The sequence below is a fragment of the Bradyrhizobium nanningense genome (assembly GCF_004114535.1).
Classification (GTDB): domain Bacteria; phylum Pseudomonadota; class Alphaproteobacteria; order Rhizobiales; family Xanthobacteraceae; genus Bradyrhizobium; species Bradyrhizobium nanningense.
Window position 1 is genome coordinate 181324 of record NZ_LBJC01000007.1, and the last position, 15774, is coordinate 197097.

Annotated in this window: 17 protein-coding genes; 6 read left to right on the forward strand and 11 right to left on the reverse strand. The window is 64.9% G+C overall.

Annotation, left to right across the window (positions count from 1 at the left end; translation table 11 throughout):
• The first annotated feature begins 51 nt into the window (after positions 1-51).
• A complete protein-coding gene (locus tag XH84_RS04780; RefSeq protein ID WP_128916997.1) occupies positions 52-702 on the forward strand; it encodes an aspartate/glutamate racemase family protein in 651 nt (216 codons plus the stop codon).
• Here the strand turns inward: XH84_RS04780 and XH84_RS04785 are convergent.
• A complete protein-coding gene (locus XH84_RS04785) occupies positions 699-1346 on the reverse strand; it encodes a TetR/AcrR family transcriptional regulator (protein ID WP_128916996.1) in 648 nt (215 codons plus the stop codon). The two genes, XH84_RS04780 and XH84_RS04785, sit on opposite strands and share 4 nt — an antisense overlap.
• A 137-nt stretch (positions 1347-1483) precedes the next feature.
• Here XH84_RS04785 and XH84_RS04790 point away from each other — a divergent pair, with 137 nt between their 5' ends.
• From XH84_RS04790 to XH84_RS04805, 4 genes are all read left to right on the forward strand, one after another.
• Positions 1484-1693: a ferredoxin gene (locus XH84_RS04790; protein WP_128916995.1), complete on the forward strand. Its 210-nt coding sequence runs from the start codon at positions 1484-1486 to the stop codon at positions 1691-1693.
• 55 nt (positions 1694-1748) lie between these two features.
• A complete protein-coding gene (locus XH84_RS04795) occupies positions 1749-2972 on the forward strand; it encodes a cytochrome P450 (protein ID WP_128916994.1) in 1224 nt (407 codons plus the stop codon).
• A 115-nt stretch (positions 2973-3087) separates the two neighbouring features.
• Positions 3088-3750: a sulfite oxidase-like oxidoreductase gene (locus XH84_RS04800; RefSeq protein ID WP_128916993.1), complete on the forward strand. Its 663-nt coding sequence runs from the start codon at positions 3088-3090 to the stop codon at positions 3748-3750.
• A 27-nt stretch (positions 3751-3777) separates the two neighbouring features.
• Entirely contained in the window at positions 3778-5001 is a 1224-nt protein-coding gene (locus tag XH84_RS04805; RefSeq protein ID WP_128916992.1) for a bifunctional alpha/beta hydrolase/OsmC family protein, read from the forward strand.
• Positions 5002-5223: 222 nt separating this feature from the next.
• On the opposite strand, the gene pdxR is transcribed toward XH84_RS04805, so the two are convergent.
• Positions 5224-6654, reverse strand: a complete 1431-nt coding sequence (gene pdxR, locus XH84_RS04810) for a MocR-like pyridoxine biosynthesis transcription factor PdxR (RefSeq protein WP_206734074.1) — start codon at positions 6652-6654, stop codon at positions 5224-5226.
• A 100-nt stretch (positions 6655-6754) separates the two neighbouring features.
• Here pdxR and XH84_RS04815 point away from each other — a divergent pair, with 100 nt between their 5' ends.
• Positions 6755-7669 (forward strand): DMT family transporter, encoded by a 915-nt coding sequence (locus XH84_RS04815; protein WP_128917184.1) that lies wholly within the window; start codon positions 6755-6757, stop codon positions 7667-7669.
• On the opposite strand, the gene XH84_RS04820 is transcribed toward XH84_RS04815, so the two are convergent.
• The 9 genes from XH84_RS04820 to paaA form a co-directional block, all read right to left on the reverse strand.
• Positions 7648-8703 carry a YeeE/YedE family protein gene (locus XH84_RS04820; RefSeq protein WP_128916990.1) on the reverse strand — a complete coding sequence of 352 codons (1056 nt, stop codon included), beginning with the start codon at positions 8701-8703 and terminating at the stop codon, positions 7648-7650. The two genes, XH84_RS04815 and XH84_RS04820, sit on opposite strands and share 22 nt — an antisense overlap.
• 113 nt (positions 8704-8816) lie before the next feature.
• Entirely contained in the window at positions 8817-9821 is a 1005-nt protein-coding gene (locus XH84_RS04830) for a quinone oxidoreductase family protein (protein ID WP_128916988.1), read from the reverse strand.
• Between the two features lie 180 nt (positions 9822-10001).
• On the reverse strand, positions 10002-11330 hold the full coding sequence (paaK, locus tag XH84_RS04835; protein ID WP_128916987.1) for a phenylacetate--CoA ligase PaaK: 1329 nt from the start codon (positions 11328-11330) through the stop codon (positions 10002-10004).
• Between the two features lie 47 nt (positions 11331-11377).
• Positions 11378-11827, reverse strand: coding sequence for a hydroxyphenylacetyl-CoA thioesterase PaaI (gene paaI, locus XH84_RS04840; protein WP_164935921.1), 450 nt, complete (start codon positions 11825-11827; stop codon positions 11378-11380).
• A gap of 101 nt (positions 11828-11928) precedes the next feature.
• Entirely contained in the window at positions 11929-13011 is a 1083-nt protein-coding gene (paaE, locus tag XH84_RS04845) for a 1,2-phenylacetyl-CoA epoxidase subunit PaaE (RefSeq protein ID WP_128916985.1), read from the reverse strand.
• Positions 13012-13147: 136 nt separating this feature from the next.
• The gene (gene paaD / locus XH84_RS04850) at positions 13148-13651 is read right to left on the reverse strand and encodes a 1,2-phenylacetyl-CoA epoxidase subunit PaaD (protein WP_128916984.1); all 504 of its coding nucleotides are present in this window, start codon (positions 13649-13651) and stop codon (positions 13148-13150) included.
• Positions 13645-14421 (reverse strand): 1,2-phenylacetyl-CoA epoxidase subunit PaaC, encoded by a 777-nt coding sequence (paaC, locus tag XH84_RS04855; protein WP_164935920.1) that lies wholly within the window; start codon positions 14419-14421, stop codon positions 13645-13647. Before paaC ends, paaD begins: the two co-directional genes overlap by 7 nt.
• A complete protein-coding gene (paaB, locus tag XH84_RS04860; RefSeq protein ID WP_128916982.1) occupies positions 14421-14708 on the reverse strand; it encodes a 1,2-phenylacetyl-CoA epoxidase subunit PaaB in 288 nt (95 codons plus the stop codon). The genes paaC and paaB overlap by 1 nt, the downstream gene beginning before the upstream one ends.
• Before the next feature lie 10 nt (positions 14709-14718).
• Positions 14719-15711, reverse strand: coding sequence for a 1,2-phenylacetyl-CoA epoxidase subunit PaaA (gene paaA / locus XH84_RS04865; RefSeq protein ID WP_164935919.1), 993 nt, complete (start codon positions 15709-15711; stop codon positions 14719-14721).
• Positions 15712-15774: the final 63 nt, after the last annotated feature.

Here is a 15774-nt window from a genome sequence, read left to right on the forward strand (position 1 = left end):
CTTCGCATTGCGCGGCGTCCGGGGCACGAGACCTGTCAGGTAGTCACTTCAATGACGACGCCCCCTCGCATCGCCCTGATCCACGCCCTCAAGCACTCCATCGCCCCGATCGAGGCGGCGTTCGCGGCCGCGTGGCCGGCGGCGCGACTGATGAACCTGCTCGACGACAGCTTGTCGGCGGATCTGGCGCGCGACGGCAAGCTCAACGACGCCATGACCGAGCGCTTCCTGGCACTCGGCGATTATGCGGCGGCGACCGGCGCGAATGGGGTTCTGTTCACCTGTTCGGCCTTCGGCCCCTGCATCGAGGCGGTCGCGCGCGCGCAGGCGCCGATGCCGGTGCTCAAGCCCAACGAGGCGATGATCGAGCGCGCGGTGACGATGGGCAGGCGCATCGGCCTGCTCTCCACCTTTCCGCCGACGTTGGCTTCGATGCCGCCGGAGTTTCCGGCCTCGGTCCAGGTGGTTCCGAAACTCGCCGAGGGCGCGCTGGCGGCGCTCGACCGCGGCGATCGCGCCACGCACGACCGGCTGATCGTCGAAGCGTCAAAGGACCTGCGCGATTGCGACGTCATCGCGCTGGCGCAGTTCAGCATCGCGGCAACGGCACCGCTGGTCGCAGAAGCCACTGGTCGTCCTGTCGTGACCACGCCCGGCAGCGCCGTCGACAAACTGATGACGCTGTTGGGAGTGAAGGCTTAGGTCCCAGTCGCCTTTCGACGCCGCGCGTCCTTGATCGCGACCGCGAGCGCGGCCTTCGTCTCGTTGACGAAATCCTCGACCAGTTCCTCGCGCGTGGCATGGGCGGCCTCGCCTGTGAACAAGCCCTGCTCGGCCAGCATGACGACGCCGTGCAGCGCCGCCCAGATCTTGAGCGCTTGCCGCTCGCGCAAATAGCCGACGGCAGGCGCTTCCAGCGCTTCGATCACGAGCCCAAACGTCTCGCGCGTGGCCTGGTGCAGCTCGCTGCCCTTGGCCGCGCATGAGACGGTGCGCGATGCGAACATCAGGCGGTAGATGCCGTTACGGCGCAGGCCGAAATCAAGAGTGGCCTGTGCCAGCCGCGACAGCTTCGATTGCTTCGACGGCTTGGCCATCGCCTCGCGCAGCGTCGCGCTGAGCTGCCGGAACGCCTCCGCCGTCACCGCCGCAAGCAGCGCCTCGCGATCGGCAAAGTGCCGATATGGCGCCGGCTGCGAGACGCCGAGCTGTTTCGCCAGCCCCTTGATGCTGATCGCCTCGGCGCCGCCCTGCTCCGCCTCGCGCAGCGCGGCCCTGATCAAAGCATCGCGAAGATCGCCATGGTGGTAGGTGTTCGCGGGCTTGCGGGGGAGTTGTGAGCGCATGTTGCGGCAGAGCCTATAAGTTTGCGCTTGACAGGGGAAGCCTGTCGCGAATGTAATATAATATAACTTAGATAAGATTCAGATGAGGAACGCGCGCCGCCTCTCGCGGCCCGCGCATACGCACCGAGGATGCCGCCATGACCGAGCGACTGAGGGTTCACGTCGATCCCGACAAATGCCAGGGCCACGCGCGCTGCAAGGCACTCGCGCCGGAACTTTTCGAGCTCGACGAATTTGGCAACGCGCACGAAGCCGGCGACGGCATTGTCCCGCCGGGCCTCGAAGACAAGGCCTGGCTTGCCAAATCCAATTGCCCGGAAATCGCAATCGATGTGATCGAGGAGTAGCGCGGCCTCCGCCGCTTGCATCCTATCAGCGAACACGAGCCAAGGGATTCTCGAGATGTCCGACGTCAGCCAGCCTGTCGCCCATCCGCCCGTCATCGACTGGGTCAACGATTTCGACCACACCGATCCGCAATGGACGGAAGACCCGTTCCCGATCTGGGAGGAGATGCGCGGCGCAAGCCCGGTCGTGCACACCGAGCGCTTCCTCGGCTGCTACATGCCGACGACCTATGAAGCCGTGCGCGAGATCGCCAACGACACCGAACATTTCTCCTCGCGCCGAATCATCGTGCGCGACGTGCGGCCGGAGATCACCAGCAGGAACGCCGCCCCGCCGATCACGTCCGATCCGCCCGTGCACAAGCCGGCCAAGCAGCTCCTGCTGCCGCCGTTCACGCCGGATGCGATGAAGAAGCTGGAACCGCGGATGCGCGCGATCTGCAACGAGCTGATCGACGGGTTCATCGCCGACGGCAAGGTCGATGCCGCAGCGCGCTACAGCAAGTACATCCCGGTTCGAGCCATCGCTCACATGCTGGGCATCCCCGAGAGCGACAGCGATCTCTTCATCAACTGGATTCACATGATCCTCGAACTCGGCATCAAGGACGAGACCAAGCTGCTCCAGGCCGTGCAGGAGATGAGCGCCTATTTCGGCGCGCATATCGAGGAGCGCAAGAACAAGCCGACCGACGATCTCATCTCCTACCTGATGAACGCCAGGGATAGGGAGGGCAACCCGCTCGAAGATTCCCACGTGCTTGGCTCGCTGCGCCTGCTTCTGATCGCCGGCATCGACACCACCTGGAGCGCGATCGGGTCCTCACTTTGGCATCTGGCGAAGACGCCAGCCGACCGCGAGCGGCTGATCGCCGAACCCGCACTGATCCCGACCGCGGTGGAGGAATTGTTGCGCGCCTATTCGCCGGTGACGATGGCCCGCGAGGTCGTCAAGGACACCACGATTTCGGGCTGCCCCGTCAAGGCGAACAACATGGTGCTGTTGTCCTTCCCGGCCGCCAACCGCGATCCGAAGATGTTTCCGGATGCTGACAAAGTCGTGATCGACCGCCGCGAAAATCGCCACGCCGCCTTCGGCCTCGGCATCCATCGCTGCGTCGGTTCCAACCTGGCGCGTATGGAGATGCAGGTTGCGCTGGAGGAATGGTTGAAGCGCATTCCGGACTTCCGGCTCGATCCGGCAGGCACGGTGACCTGGTCGCAAGGCACGGTGCGAGGCCCCCGCCAGTTGCCATTTTTGCTCGGAAAGGCGATGTAAGCCTTTCCAGACAGCGGAGAGGCCGGACGTGACTGAGCAGGCAACCCAACCGACCTCCGAGCATTTCGACGTCGCCAATGCCAAGCGGCGATCGAGGCATCGGCAAGAGTTGGCCATGTCTGACGACAACGAGCCGCCCGACAGCAAGCTGACCCGCACCAAGGAGAAGTGGGCGCGCGAAGGCCGCTTCCTCACGGGCAAGATCGCACGCCCGGAAGACCAGCGCCTGCCGCCGGGCCAGCATCTCACCAAGGACTGGCCGGTGCTCGACCTCGGCGTCGTGCCGCCAATCTCGCGCGAGCGCTGGCGGCTCGACGTCTACGGTGCAATCGCGAGCCCCGTGTTCTGGACCTTTGCGGAGTTCGCGGCGCAGAAGCAGGCCCGGTTCACCTCCGACATCCATTGCGTGACGACCTGGTCGCGCTATGACAACGACTGGGAAGGGCTCGCCACGCGCGAGCTGCTCGCGACCTGCCAACCGCGCGAGGATGCACGCTTCGTGGCGCTGCATTCCTATGACGGCTACACCACCAACCTCGCACTGGAAGACTTTGCCGCCGAGGATGCGCTGCTCGCCCATAGCTGGTCCGGCCAGCCGCTGACGGAGGAGCATGGCGGCCCGGTGCGGCTGGTCGTGCCGCATCTCTATTTCTGGAAGAGCACGAAATGGCTGCAGGCCATCGAATTCCTGACCGAGGACGCGCCGGGCTTCTGGGAGGTCCGCGGCTATCATAACCGCGGCGATCCCTGGGCCGAGCAGCGCTATTCAGGCGACTAGACTTCAAGCAGCAACAAGGGGAAGCCCATGCCGACGGAACGCTTTCAATTCACGGGCGAAGGCGGCCATCAGTTGGCGGCCGCGCTGGAGTTGCCAGACGGCGAGCCCGCGGCCTACGCGCTGTTCGCACACTGCTTCACCTGCGGCAAGGATACGCTGGCGGCCAAGCGCATCGCGGTCGCGCTCGCCGCCAAGGGCATCGCGGTGCTGCGCTTCGACTTCACCGGGCTCGGCTCGAGCGAGGGCGATTTTGCCAATTCGACGTTTTCCTCCAACGTCGCCGATCTCGTGCGCGCCGCCGATCATCTGCGCAGCGTCCGCAGGGCGCCGTCGATCCTGATTGGGCATAGCCTCGGCGGCGCCGCAATCCTTGCGGCCGCCGGGAAGATCCCGGAAGCCAGGGCGGTTGCGACCATCGCGGCCCCCTCCGACCCGGCGCACGTGACCGGCCTCTTTAGGGAGCATCTCGACGACATCCGCGCGCAGGGCGAGGTCGAGGTCTCGCTTGCGGGACGCCCGTTCCGGATCAAGCGCGAATTTCTCGAGGACATCGCCGAGCACGAGCTGATGAGGGATATCACCGGCCTGCACAAAGCGCTGCTGGTGATGCACTCACCGGTCGACGACACCGTCGGGATCGACAACGCCACCAAGATCTTCGTTGCCGCCAGGCACCCCAAGAGCTTCGTCTCGCTCGATCACGCCGATCATCTGCTGAGCAAGCCCGCCGACGCGCTCTACGCGGCCGACGTGATCGCGGCCTGGGCGAACCGCTACATCGACGCGGCACAGCCTGCGAAGGCGATGGACCTCCCCGAGGCGCCGCGTCAGGTCGTGGTGCAGGAGACCCGCAAGAGCAAGTTCAACCAGATCATCACCGTCGGCCCGCATCGGCTTGTGGCGGACGAGCCGATCGCTGCCGGCGGCGAAGATGCAGGCCCCGGGCCCTACGATTTCCTGCTTGCCGGCTTGGGCGCCTGCACCTCTATGACCATGCGCCTCTATGCCGACCGCAAGTCGCTGCCGCTCGACCGCGTCACCGTCAGGCTGAAGCACTCCAAGATCTACGCCAAGGACTGTGCGGAGTGCGACACACGCGAGGGCATGCTCGACCAGATCGAACGCGACATCACGATCGACGGCGTGCTCGATGCCGAGCAGCGCAAGAAGCTGATGGAGATCGCGGACAAGTGTCCGGTGCACCGGACGCTGACGTCGGAGATCCGCATCGTGACGAAGGCCACGGATTAGCGCGCGATCGCTAGAAGCACGATGGGATGAGGCTTTATCGCGGCAACGACGGAAGTGCACTCCCTCTCCCGCTTGCGGGAGAGGGCTGGGGAGAGGGTGTATCCTCAGTGGGACAGTGCCCAAGAGGAGAAAGCCCTCTCCCGGCGCTTCGCGCCGACCTCTCCCGCAAGCGGGAGAGGTGAACGACCCGCGACAATCGATTCAACGTAAAGCCATGCTGCTTTAGAAGCACGATGCCATCGTCCGCAATGCCGCATTGATTTCGCTCTCTCGCCAAGCCGCAAAGCCGAGCAGCAAGCCATGGTCACGCGGCCGGCCCAGCGACAGGCTGGACAATGCCCGCGCTTCAACGCCGGCGTCGATCAGCCGCTTGACCGCCGCCTGATCGGCGCGCCCGTGCTTGAGGCGAGCCACAAGCTGGATGCCGCCGGAGGGCACTTCGACCGAGAGCACCTCGCCCAGATGGCGCTGAAGTCCCTCGACGAGGTGATCGCGGCGCGCGTGATAGAGTCGGCGCATCCTGCGCAGATGCGCGAGGAAATGGCCGTCGACAATGAACTCGGCGAGCGCCTCCTGAATGTGGCTGGCGGCGATCAGGCCGATGTGCCGCTGCGCAATCTCCAAGGTGCCGGCCAGCGCCGGCGGCGCAACGAGATAACCGAGCCGGATATCCGACGTCATCGCCTTCGAAAACGTTCCGACATAGAACACGCGACCATGGGCATCGAGCCCCTGCAAGGCCGGCACCGGCCGGCTGTCATAGTGAAATTCGCCATCGTAGTCGTCTTCGACGATCCATGCCTTGTCGGGCCTGCTCGGCCCAAGGAACTCGGTGCGGCGGGAAAGCGACATCAGCCGTCCGGTTGGATGCTGGTGCGAGGGAGTCATGAAGATCAGCGCCGGAGGCGGCAGCCCCGGCATTCGCTGCATGCCTTGTCCATCGAGACCGATGCCGGTCACGCGCGCGCCGGACGCCCGGAAGGCAGCCGTGGCGCCGGGGTAACCGGGGTTCTCGACCCAGACCTCGTCACCGGGCGTGATGAGCGCCGCCGCAATCAAGGTCAGGGCGGCCTGCGCGCTCGGCAAGATCAGGATCTGCTCCGCCGTGGCGCGGACGCCCCTGCTGGTCGCCAGATAATGCGCCAGCGCCTCGCGCAGGCGCGTTCGGTTCACCAGTCCGAGATCACGTTTGGCCGCACGCACGATGCTGCGGCGCAGGCAGCGGGCCCAAACATCGTTTGGAAATTCCCGGAAATCTCCATGCCCCGGACGCAGCGGTTTTAGCGGCGCCTGATAGGACATCGGCCAGTCGGTCTGCTTGAGCCTCGAAGCCCAGGGCGAGAGCCGCGGATTGCGAGAGCCCAGGCGCGACGTGACAACGCGCGGACCTTGGACCCGTTCGCCGCCGTCAAACGTGACCACCGGACGGCGACCGTGCGACGCTTCGAGGTATCCTTCGGCGGCAAGCTGCTCGAACGCATAAGTGACGGTGTTGCGCGAAACGCCGAGATCGCTTGCAAGCCGTCGGCTCGACGGCAATGCGCGGCCTTTGCCGAGACGTCCGGTCGCGATCAGGCTTCGAAGCTGGCCTGTCAGTTGCACCACAAGCCTTTCGCCGTCGACCCGCCTCAGATCGATCAGGGCAGAGATCATACCTTCCGAGACTGGCACCTTATTCCTTTCCGCTCTGGCACTTTTTCAGGAGCCAGACGAAATGCTATCCACCGGACTGGACTGCTTCAAGGACCTTGCGATGAACTCCCTGTCCCCCCGCGCCGCCATCGGCCTGTTCCTCATCGTCGTGCTGGCCTGGGGCGTGAACTGGTCGGTCACGAAGCATCTCGTCCAGGTCCTTCCGCCATTGTGGACCTCAGCGATCCGCAGCTGGATCGCGCTGGCTGGATTGTTCGTGATCCTCGGACTGACTAAGAACCTGGTGATCCCGGAGCGGCGCGACATTCCTGTCGTCCTGAGCGTGGCGCTGCTGCACATGACGCTGTTCTCGGTCCTGGTGGCGGCCGGTGTGCGCTTCCTGCCCGCGAGCAAGGCCATCGTGCTCGGCTACACCACGCCGCTCTGGGTTGCGATCGCCGCGCCGCTGCTCGGCAAGGATATGCTGACCGCGCCGAAGCTCGCCGGCGCCCTGCTCGGATTGGTCGGGCTCGTCGTGATCCTGAACCCGACATCGATCGACTGGGCGAATCTCAACGTCCTGGCCGGCGCCGGCATGGTGATCCTCGCCGCGATCTGCTGGGCCGCGAACATCATCTACATCCGCGCGCACCGCTGGATCGCATCGCCCCTCCAACTCCTGATCTGGCAGGTGCTCGTCGCGACGATCGTGCTGACGGGGTCAGCATTGGTCACGGATGGCCTGCCGCATGCGGAATGGTCGTGGAGACTCGTCTTGTTGTTTCTATATTCCGGCCTGATCGGGACAGCGCTGGCCTATTGGGCGATGTCGATGGTCAACAAGAGCATCTCGGCGCTGACGACGGCGCTCGGCACCACGGGAACGCCGCTCGTCGGCATTGCCAGCGCCGCGATCCTGCTCGGTGAGCCCATCGACGTGAGTCTCGCTGTCGCGGCCGGGCTGATCGTCAGCGGCATCGGCCTTGCGACGCTAGGCGACCGGTTCCTGCGAAGTCAGGCCACAGCGAGCGGCTGAACCCGGAGCACGCCGCGCAGGCCTGCCGTGGTTCCGAGCATGATGCCTGCGAGCGCGACGAACGAGCCCAGTGCGAGCGTCGACACGCCGGTGAGCCCTTGCCCGATCGAACAGCCGAATGCCATCACGCCGCCAATGCCCATCAGCGCGGCGCCGCTCCCCGAGCGCAGCATGTGGCTTGGCGAGGAATAGCCTTCGAGCTTGAAGCGGCCCGTGGCAAGCGCGGTGACCAGGCTGCCGGAGAAGACGCCGGCGACCGTCGCAATGCCGAAGTTCAGCGTCAGGCCGGTCGAGAGCATGGCGTATTGCAGGCTATCGGCGATCGGCGCGATGAAGGTAAGCGAGGTCACCGGGATGGGATTGAAGTCGTCGGCACCGAGATAGCCGGTGACGTACCAGCCGCCGGCGACGAGCAGGCCCACGATGATGCCCGCGACGATCTGACCGGGCGAGCGGCGGAACGCCGGATGCGTGAAGGCGAACAGGATCAACGCGACGACCATCACGGCAGCGGCCAGCGCGTGCGAAACCGCTTCCGTCAGACCGAGCATCGCTAGCAGGGACGGCAGCGAATTCACGCTGACCGTGGTTTGCGAGACCTGAACCAGCGCGATGCGCGCCGGCGCGATCAGGCCCTTGAGTGTCATCTGGGCGGCGATGGCGAGCACGATCACAACGACGAACGAGCGGAGATTGCCGCGGCCGAGCAGCACCAGCGCGCGTGAGCCGCAGCCGTTCGACAGCACCATGCCGTAACCGAACAGCAGGCCGCCGAGGAATAGAACCGGCGCCGAGAACGATTGTTGCAGGTAGATCGTCTTGCCGAGATCGACCATGCCATTGCCGGCGAGGAATTGGCTCGCGGCGATCGCCACCGCGATTGCCAGCGCATAGGTCCGCACCAGCCGTCCATCTCCCTCGGCCAGCCAGCCGCGCATGCTGCTCATCAGGCAGAAGCCGCTGAGCAAACCCACGGCGCCGTAAACGAGACCGATGCCGAGGCCGGCGAGGATGACGAGTTGGGAGGATTCCATCGATTATTCTCAGACCTCTCGCCATTCTCGGTCATTGCGAGCGCAGCGAAGCAATCCAGACTGCCACTGCGGAAAGCCGCTGGATTGCTTCGCTGCGCTCGCAATGACGAACTTCATGGCCGCAGAATTATCCTATCCCGCGATGAGCCGGCGACGGCGACATAGGCCTCCCTGGCACGCTCAAGCGGATAGACGGCATTCGCCTTGATCGGAAACGGTTTCAGCTGGCCGCTCGCAAAGCCCGCACCCAGGTCGCGCAGCACCGCGCCAGTTGCGACTGAGGACAGGCCGAGCGTGTCAATGCCGACATAGGTGTGCTGGCCACGATAAAATTCGAGGATGTTGAACTGCACGATACGGTCGATCGCGGCAATCAGGATCTGGCGACCGCGCAAGGCGAGCGACTTGTGCGCTGCCTGGAAATAGGGATCGCCCACCGTGTTGAAGACAATGTCGGCGCCCTTGCCGCCACTTAATGCGCGCACGCGCGCTGCGACGTCCGTCGCGGAGGCATCGATCACCTCGATCGGTGCGTTGCTGTGGCCTTCGTAAGGTTCGGCCCTGCGCACCACACCGATGACATTCGCGCCCTGCCATGTCGCGATCTGCACCGCGGCCTGGCCGACCTTGCCGTTGACGCCGAACACCAGCACGGTCTCACCGCTCTTCGGCACGCCGGCGCGGCGAAAGCCTTCCATCGCGGTGACGAAGGGCACACCGATGCCGGCTGCCTCCTCCCATGACACCTTCTTCGGCTTTTCCACCACGGCATCGGCCTCGACGACGAAATGGCTGGCATGGGTGCCGTCGCGGCGGATGCCGAGATCGCCGGAGGAGCCGAACACCTCGCGGCCGACGGTGCCGGCTGGCCCGTCGATGACAATGCCGGAATAGTCGCGGCCCGGCGTGCGCGGGAACACGGCATAGGGCATCAGCCCGGTTGCGGCCTTCACATCGGAGGGATTTACGGCGGCGGCCTTCACCTCGATCAGGAGATCGTTCGAACCGCGCGTTAGCACGTGACGCTCGACCACCGGCGCAAGCGCGGCGGCGTTTTCGGCCTTGGCCTTGAGGCGCACGCAGCGCGCTTCGACCGATTTGGCATCAACTGGCGACATGAAAAGACCCGCGATTTCTCGCGGGCCTTGTCGCCTTTGGGACCGGTCGAGTCAACCGCCTCTCCTCATCCTGAGGAGCCTGCGAAGCAGGCGTCTCGAAGGATGAAGGCCCGCAGCGCGAGCCGGGCCTGCATGATTCGAGACGGCGCTAACGCGCCTCCTCACCATGAGGGGGGAGACTTAGTCTTTGGGCCGCTTGTCGTAGAGCCGCTTGGCCTTGCCGAGCGAGCGCTCCAGCGTGGCGGGCGCGACCACCCTCACCTTGGAGCTAATCCCAATCGTGTTCTTGATATGGGTCGAGATCCGGTCGGCGTGGTCGATGAGGCCCCGGCCGTCCCAGCTTTCGGGCCGCGCCTCGGCGATGATGGTCAATTCGTCCATGCGGCCTTCGCGGGTCAGTTCCAGGATGAAGTGCCCGCCGCACCAATCGGTAGCGAGTAGCACCTCCTCGATCTGGGTCGGGAACAGATTGACCCCGCGCAGGATGATCATGTCGTCCGAGCGACCGGTCACTTTCTCCATGCGACGCATGCCGGGGCGTGCCGTGCCGGGAAGAAGCCGCGTCAGGTCGCGGGTGCGATAGCGGATCACCGGGAACGCTTCCTTGGTCAGCGAGGTGAAGACCAGTTCGCCCTTCTCCCCATCCGGCAGCACCGCACCGGTCTCGGGGTCGATCACCTCGGGGTAGAAATGATCCTCCCAGATGTGCAGGCCGTCCTTGGTCTCGATGCATTCCTGCGCGACGCCGGGGCCGATCACCTCGGACAGGCCATAGATGTCGGTCGCGTCCATGTCGAAGGCGTCCTCGATCTCGCCGCGCATGGCGTTGGTCCAGGGCTCGGCGCCGAAGATGCCGACCTTGAGCGAGCACAGGCGCGGATCGAGCCTCTGGCGCTTGAACTCGTCGAGGATCGCCAGCATGTAGCTCGGCGTCACCGTGATGATGTCGGGCCGGAAATCGTTGATGAGCTGAACCTGCCGCTCGGTCATGCCGCCGGAGATCGGCACCACGGTACAGCCGAGTTTTTCCGCGCCATAGTGCACGCCGAGCCCACCGGTGAAGAGACCGTAGCCATAGGCATTGTGGATGATCATGCCGGTGCGGCCGCCGGCGGCACGGATCGATCGCGCCATCACCTCGGACCAGGTGTCGATATCGGCTTGCGTATACCCAACGACGATCGGCTTGCCCGTCGTGCCGGAGGAGGCGTGCACGCGCACCAGCTTCTCGCGCGGCACGGCGAACATGTTGAAGGGATAATTGTCGCGCAAATCGGTCTTCACGGTGAACGGAAACTTCGCGAGATCGGGCAGATCGCGAAAGTCGGACGGATGCACGCCTGCCGCGTCGAAAGCCTTGCGATAATGTGCGACGTTGTCATAGGCGTGCTTCAGCGACCAGGCCAGCCGCCGCTTCTGCAGCGCCATGATCTCGTCGCGCGAGGCACGCTCATGCGCATCCATCTCGGGGCTATAGCCGCCGCCTTGCTTGAGCCTCGTCAGGTTCATCTTCGTTTCCCCACATCATCGGTTTTCTTTTCATTGTGTTATTGATTTTACGGTTCTTCGGTCGGCAGCCACGTGCCGGGGATGACCCGTGAATGTCCGCGGAATTCCGCAATTGTTGCGTCGCCGACGGTGACGCGCACGTCATAGATGCCGGAGCGCCCCGCGCGCGTGATCTCGCGCGCCTTCGCAACGAGACGATCTCCGAGCTTGCCCGGCCTGATGAAGGTGATCTGTCCCTGCGCCGCAACGACGCGATCATTGTGCGAGTTACAGGCGAACGCGAAGGCGGAATCGGCGAGCGTGAAGATGAAGCCGCCATGAGCGATGCGCTGGCCGTTGACCATGTCCGGCCGCACCGTCATTGCGAGCGTCGCGAAGCCCGGGCCGATCTCGACGATCTCCATGCCGAGCCCCTTGGAGGCATCGTCGTCCGCCCACATCGCGTCAGCGCAGGCACGGGCAACATTCTCAGGCGACAAAGCGGCTTTGAGGTTCACGCGCCTCTCCCGGTCAAATGCTTGCACATGATGTTCTGCTGGTTGGCCAAGACTGTCAAATAATGCGACGCATTTGCATCGCCGGCGTCTGATGCGCCTACTCAGACATGGTCATAATCGACCACGACGCGCTCCGACGACGGCTTGGCCTGGCAGGTCAGGATGAAGCCCGCCTTCAGCTCCCACGGCTCCAGCGAATAGTTGATATCCATCGGCGCCTCGCCCTCGACCAGCTTGGCGCGGCAGGTCGAGCACATGCCGCCCTTGCAGGCAAAGGGTAGATCGACGCCGGCGCGCAGCGCGGCATCGAGGATCGCCTCGTCCTCGGCCACCGGCACGTCGCGGCGCTTGCCGTCGATGATCAGCGAGGCGATCGCTTTCGGCGGCGCATCGGGCGCAAACACTTTCTTCGGCCGCGGCTTGCCGCCGAATTCGGAGACGAAGCGCTCGACGTGGATGCGGTCTTGCACGATGCCGAGCTCGCGGCAGGTTGCCTCGATGTCCTCGCTCATGCCAAGCGGCCCGCAAATATAGAGATGATCGACGCTGGCCGCGGGCACCAGCGAGCGCAGCAGCACCCTCGCTTTGTCGCCGTCGAGCCGGCCATGCAGGATCGGGATGTCCTGCTCCTCGCCGGAGATGACGTGGAAGATCGAGAGACGATCGATGAAGCGGTCCTTCAGCTCCTCGAGCGCTTCGAGGAACATGATGTTGTCGGTGGTGCGGTTGCCGTAGAACAGGAAGAAGCGGCTGTCCGGCTCGCGCGCAAGCACGGCCTTGATGATCGACAGGATCGGGGTGATGCCGGAGCCTGCGGCGAAGCCGACATGAACGCGCGCCCGGTCTGCCGGCGGGACCACGCCGAAGCGCCCGGTCGGCGTCATCACGTCGAGCTCGTCGCCGCATTTGAGCTCTTCGGCTGCCCAGCTCGAAAACGCGCCGCCGTCGACCTTCTTCACGGCGATGCGGATCTCGCCATCGTCGGGGCCGGAGCAGATCGAATAAGAGCGGCGCACCTCCTCTCCGTCCAGCGTGGTGCGGAGCGTGAGATACTGGCCGGGCGTGAAGGCGTAATCGCGCGCGAGCTCGCCGGGAATGGCGAAGGTCATCGAGACGGCGTCGGATGCCTCGCGGCGGAGGTCGCGGACGGCCAGGCGATGGAAGCGTGGTGCGGCTGCTGACATCAGAGATATCCTACATTGGTCTCTCCGCCGTCATTGCGAGGACCCCTTGCGACGAAGCAATCCAGAGTGTCACCACAGAAGCAGACTGGATTGCTTCGCTGCGCTCGCAATGACGATGGGGTTGGCATTGTGTGCCTCAATGACACTTGAAATAGTCAAAAGGTTCGCGGCACGATCTGCAGCGCCACAGCGCCTTGCAGGAGGTCGAGCCGAATTCGGAGAGCAGCTCGGTGTTTTCCGAGCCGCATTGCGGGCAGGCCACGGCCTGCGCGCCGAACAGCGCGCGGCGCGAGCTCGCGGCCTGCGGCGGCGCGATGCCATAGGCGCGCAGCTTTTGGCGCCCCTCCTCGCTCATCCAGTCGGTGGTCCAGGCCGGCGACAGCACGGTTCGCACCGTCGGATGATGGAAACCAGCGCGCTCCAGCGCGATCTCGATTTCGAGCGCGATCATATTCATGGCCGGACAGCCCGAATAGGTCGGGGTGATCGCAACCTCGACATGGTCGCCGTCGACGACGACATCGCGGAGCACGCCGAGATCGGCGATGGTCAAGACGGGTATCTCCGGATCGACCACGCTCGCCGCGGCGTCCCAGGCGCGCCGGCGCAGCTCGCTGTCGCGCTCCAGCACGCTCACCATGTCAACCCCGGAAAGGTGCGCTGTATCGATTGCAGCTCGGACAGGAGATGGCCGAGATGCTCGCTGTGGCGGCCCGCGCGGCCGCCCTGCTGCATCCAGTCGTTCTGCGGCAGGACCAGGGTGGCTTCGCTGACGACATCGGTAATCGTCTGCAGCCAGCGGCCGCGTAACGGACCGGGATCGACGGCGATGCCGGCATGGATCAGACCACGCGCGCCGTCATCGACGGCAAACATCTCGCCAGTGAAGGCCCAGAGGTGATCGATCGCGGCTTGCGCGCGGGCATGGCTCTCATCAGTGCCGTCGCCGAGCCGGATGAGCCACTCCGAGGCGTGGCGCAGATGATAGGCGCTCTCCTTCTCCGACTTGGCGGCGATCGCGGCCAGCGTCGTGTCGCGCGAGGTCATCATCGCGCGCCAGTAGAGGTCGGCAAAGGCGGAATAGAAAAACTGCCGCACCAAGGTCTGGGCGAAGTCGCCGTTGGGCTGCTCGACCAGCAGCAGGTTTCGGTACTGCCTGACATCACGCAAGTAAGCGAGCTTGTCCTCGTCGTTGTCCCCGCCTTCCGCCTTGGCCGCGTAGCTGTAGAGCTCGCGCGCCTGGCCGATCAGGTCGAGCGCGATGTTGGAGAGCGCCATATCCTCTTCCAGCATCGGCGCGTGCCCGCACCATTCCGACAGCCGATGGCCGAGGATCAGCGCATCGTCGGCGCGGCGCAGCGCGTACAGCACCAGAGGCGTTTCGGAGACCTCGATGTTGGCGGTCGCCATCACATATGCCCCACTTCCTCGGGCACCTCGTAAAACGTCGGATGCCGGTAGATCTTCGATTCCGCCGGCTCGAACATCATGGCCTTCTCAGCGGGATCGCTCGCGGTGATCGCGCTGGACGGCACGACCCAGATCGACAGGCCTTCGCCGCGGCGGGTGTAGATGTCGCGGGCGGCCTGCACCGCCATCGTGGCGTCGCTCGCATGCAGCGATCCCACATGCTTGTGCGCGAGCCCGTTGCGGCTGCGAATGAAGACTTCCCACAGCGGCGTGTTCGGCGTGGCCATCTCGATCTCCCTATTCGGCGGCTTGCGCGGTCTGACGCTGCGTGCGCTTCGCGGCATAGGCTGCGGCCGCCTCGCGCACCCAGGCGCCGTCTTCATGCGCCTTGCGGCGCGCCGCCATGCGGTCGCGATTGCAAGGGCCGTTGCCGGCGAGCACCTGCTTGAATTCGGCCCAGTCGATCTCGCTGTAGCGCCAGTGTCCCTCGGCGTCCTGAATCATGCCGGGATCGGGAATGGTGAGACCGAGATATTGCGCCTGCGGCACGGTGGCATCGACGAACTTCTGGCGCAGCTCGTCATTGGAGAAGCGCTTGATCTTCCATCGGGTCGAGGTGTCGCTGTGCTGGCTCGTGGCATCGGGCGGGCCGAACATCATCAGCACCGGCCACCACCATCTATTCAGCGCATCCTGCGCCATCGCCTTCTGCTCGTCCGAGCCGCGGCACAGCGTCAGCATGATCTCGTAGCCCTGGCGCTGGTGGAAGGACTCCTCCTTGCAGACCCGGATCATCGCGCGCGCATAGGGACCGTAGGAGCAGCGGCACAGCGGGATCTGGTTCATGATCGCGGCGCCGTCGACCAGCCAGCCGATGGTGCCGATATCGGCCCAGGTCAGCGTCGGATAATTGAAGATCGAGGAATACTTGGCCTTCCCTGCGAGCATCGCGTCGACCAGCTCCTCGCGCGAGGCGCCGAGCGTCTCGGCGGCGGCGTAGAGATAGAGGCCGTGGCCGCACTCGTCCTGCACCTTGGCGAGCAGCGCGGCCTTGCGGCGCAGCGTCGGTGCGCGCGTGATCCAATTGCCTTCCGGCAGCATGCCCACGATCTCGGAATGGGCGTGCTGGGAGATCTGGCGGGTGAGCGTCTTGCGATAGGCCGCCGGCATCCAGTCGTTCGGCTCGATGCGCTCCTCGGCGTCGATGCGGGCCTGGAATTGCGCAGCCTTGGCTGCGTCTTCCAGACCGCGGTCGTCGGTCTCGGCCGTGTTGAGCGCCTGGGTATACATGCGCATCCTCCCGATGAATTGAGAGGCAATATATAACAAGAATTAGCTCATGCAAGATATTTC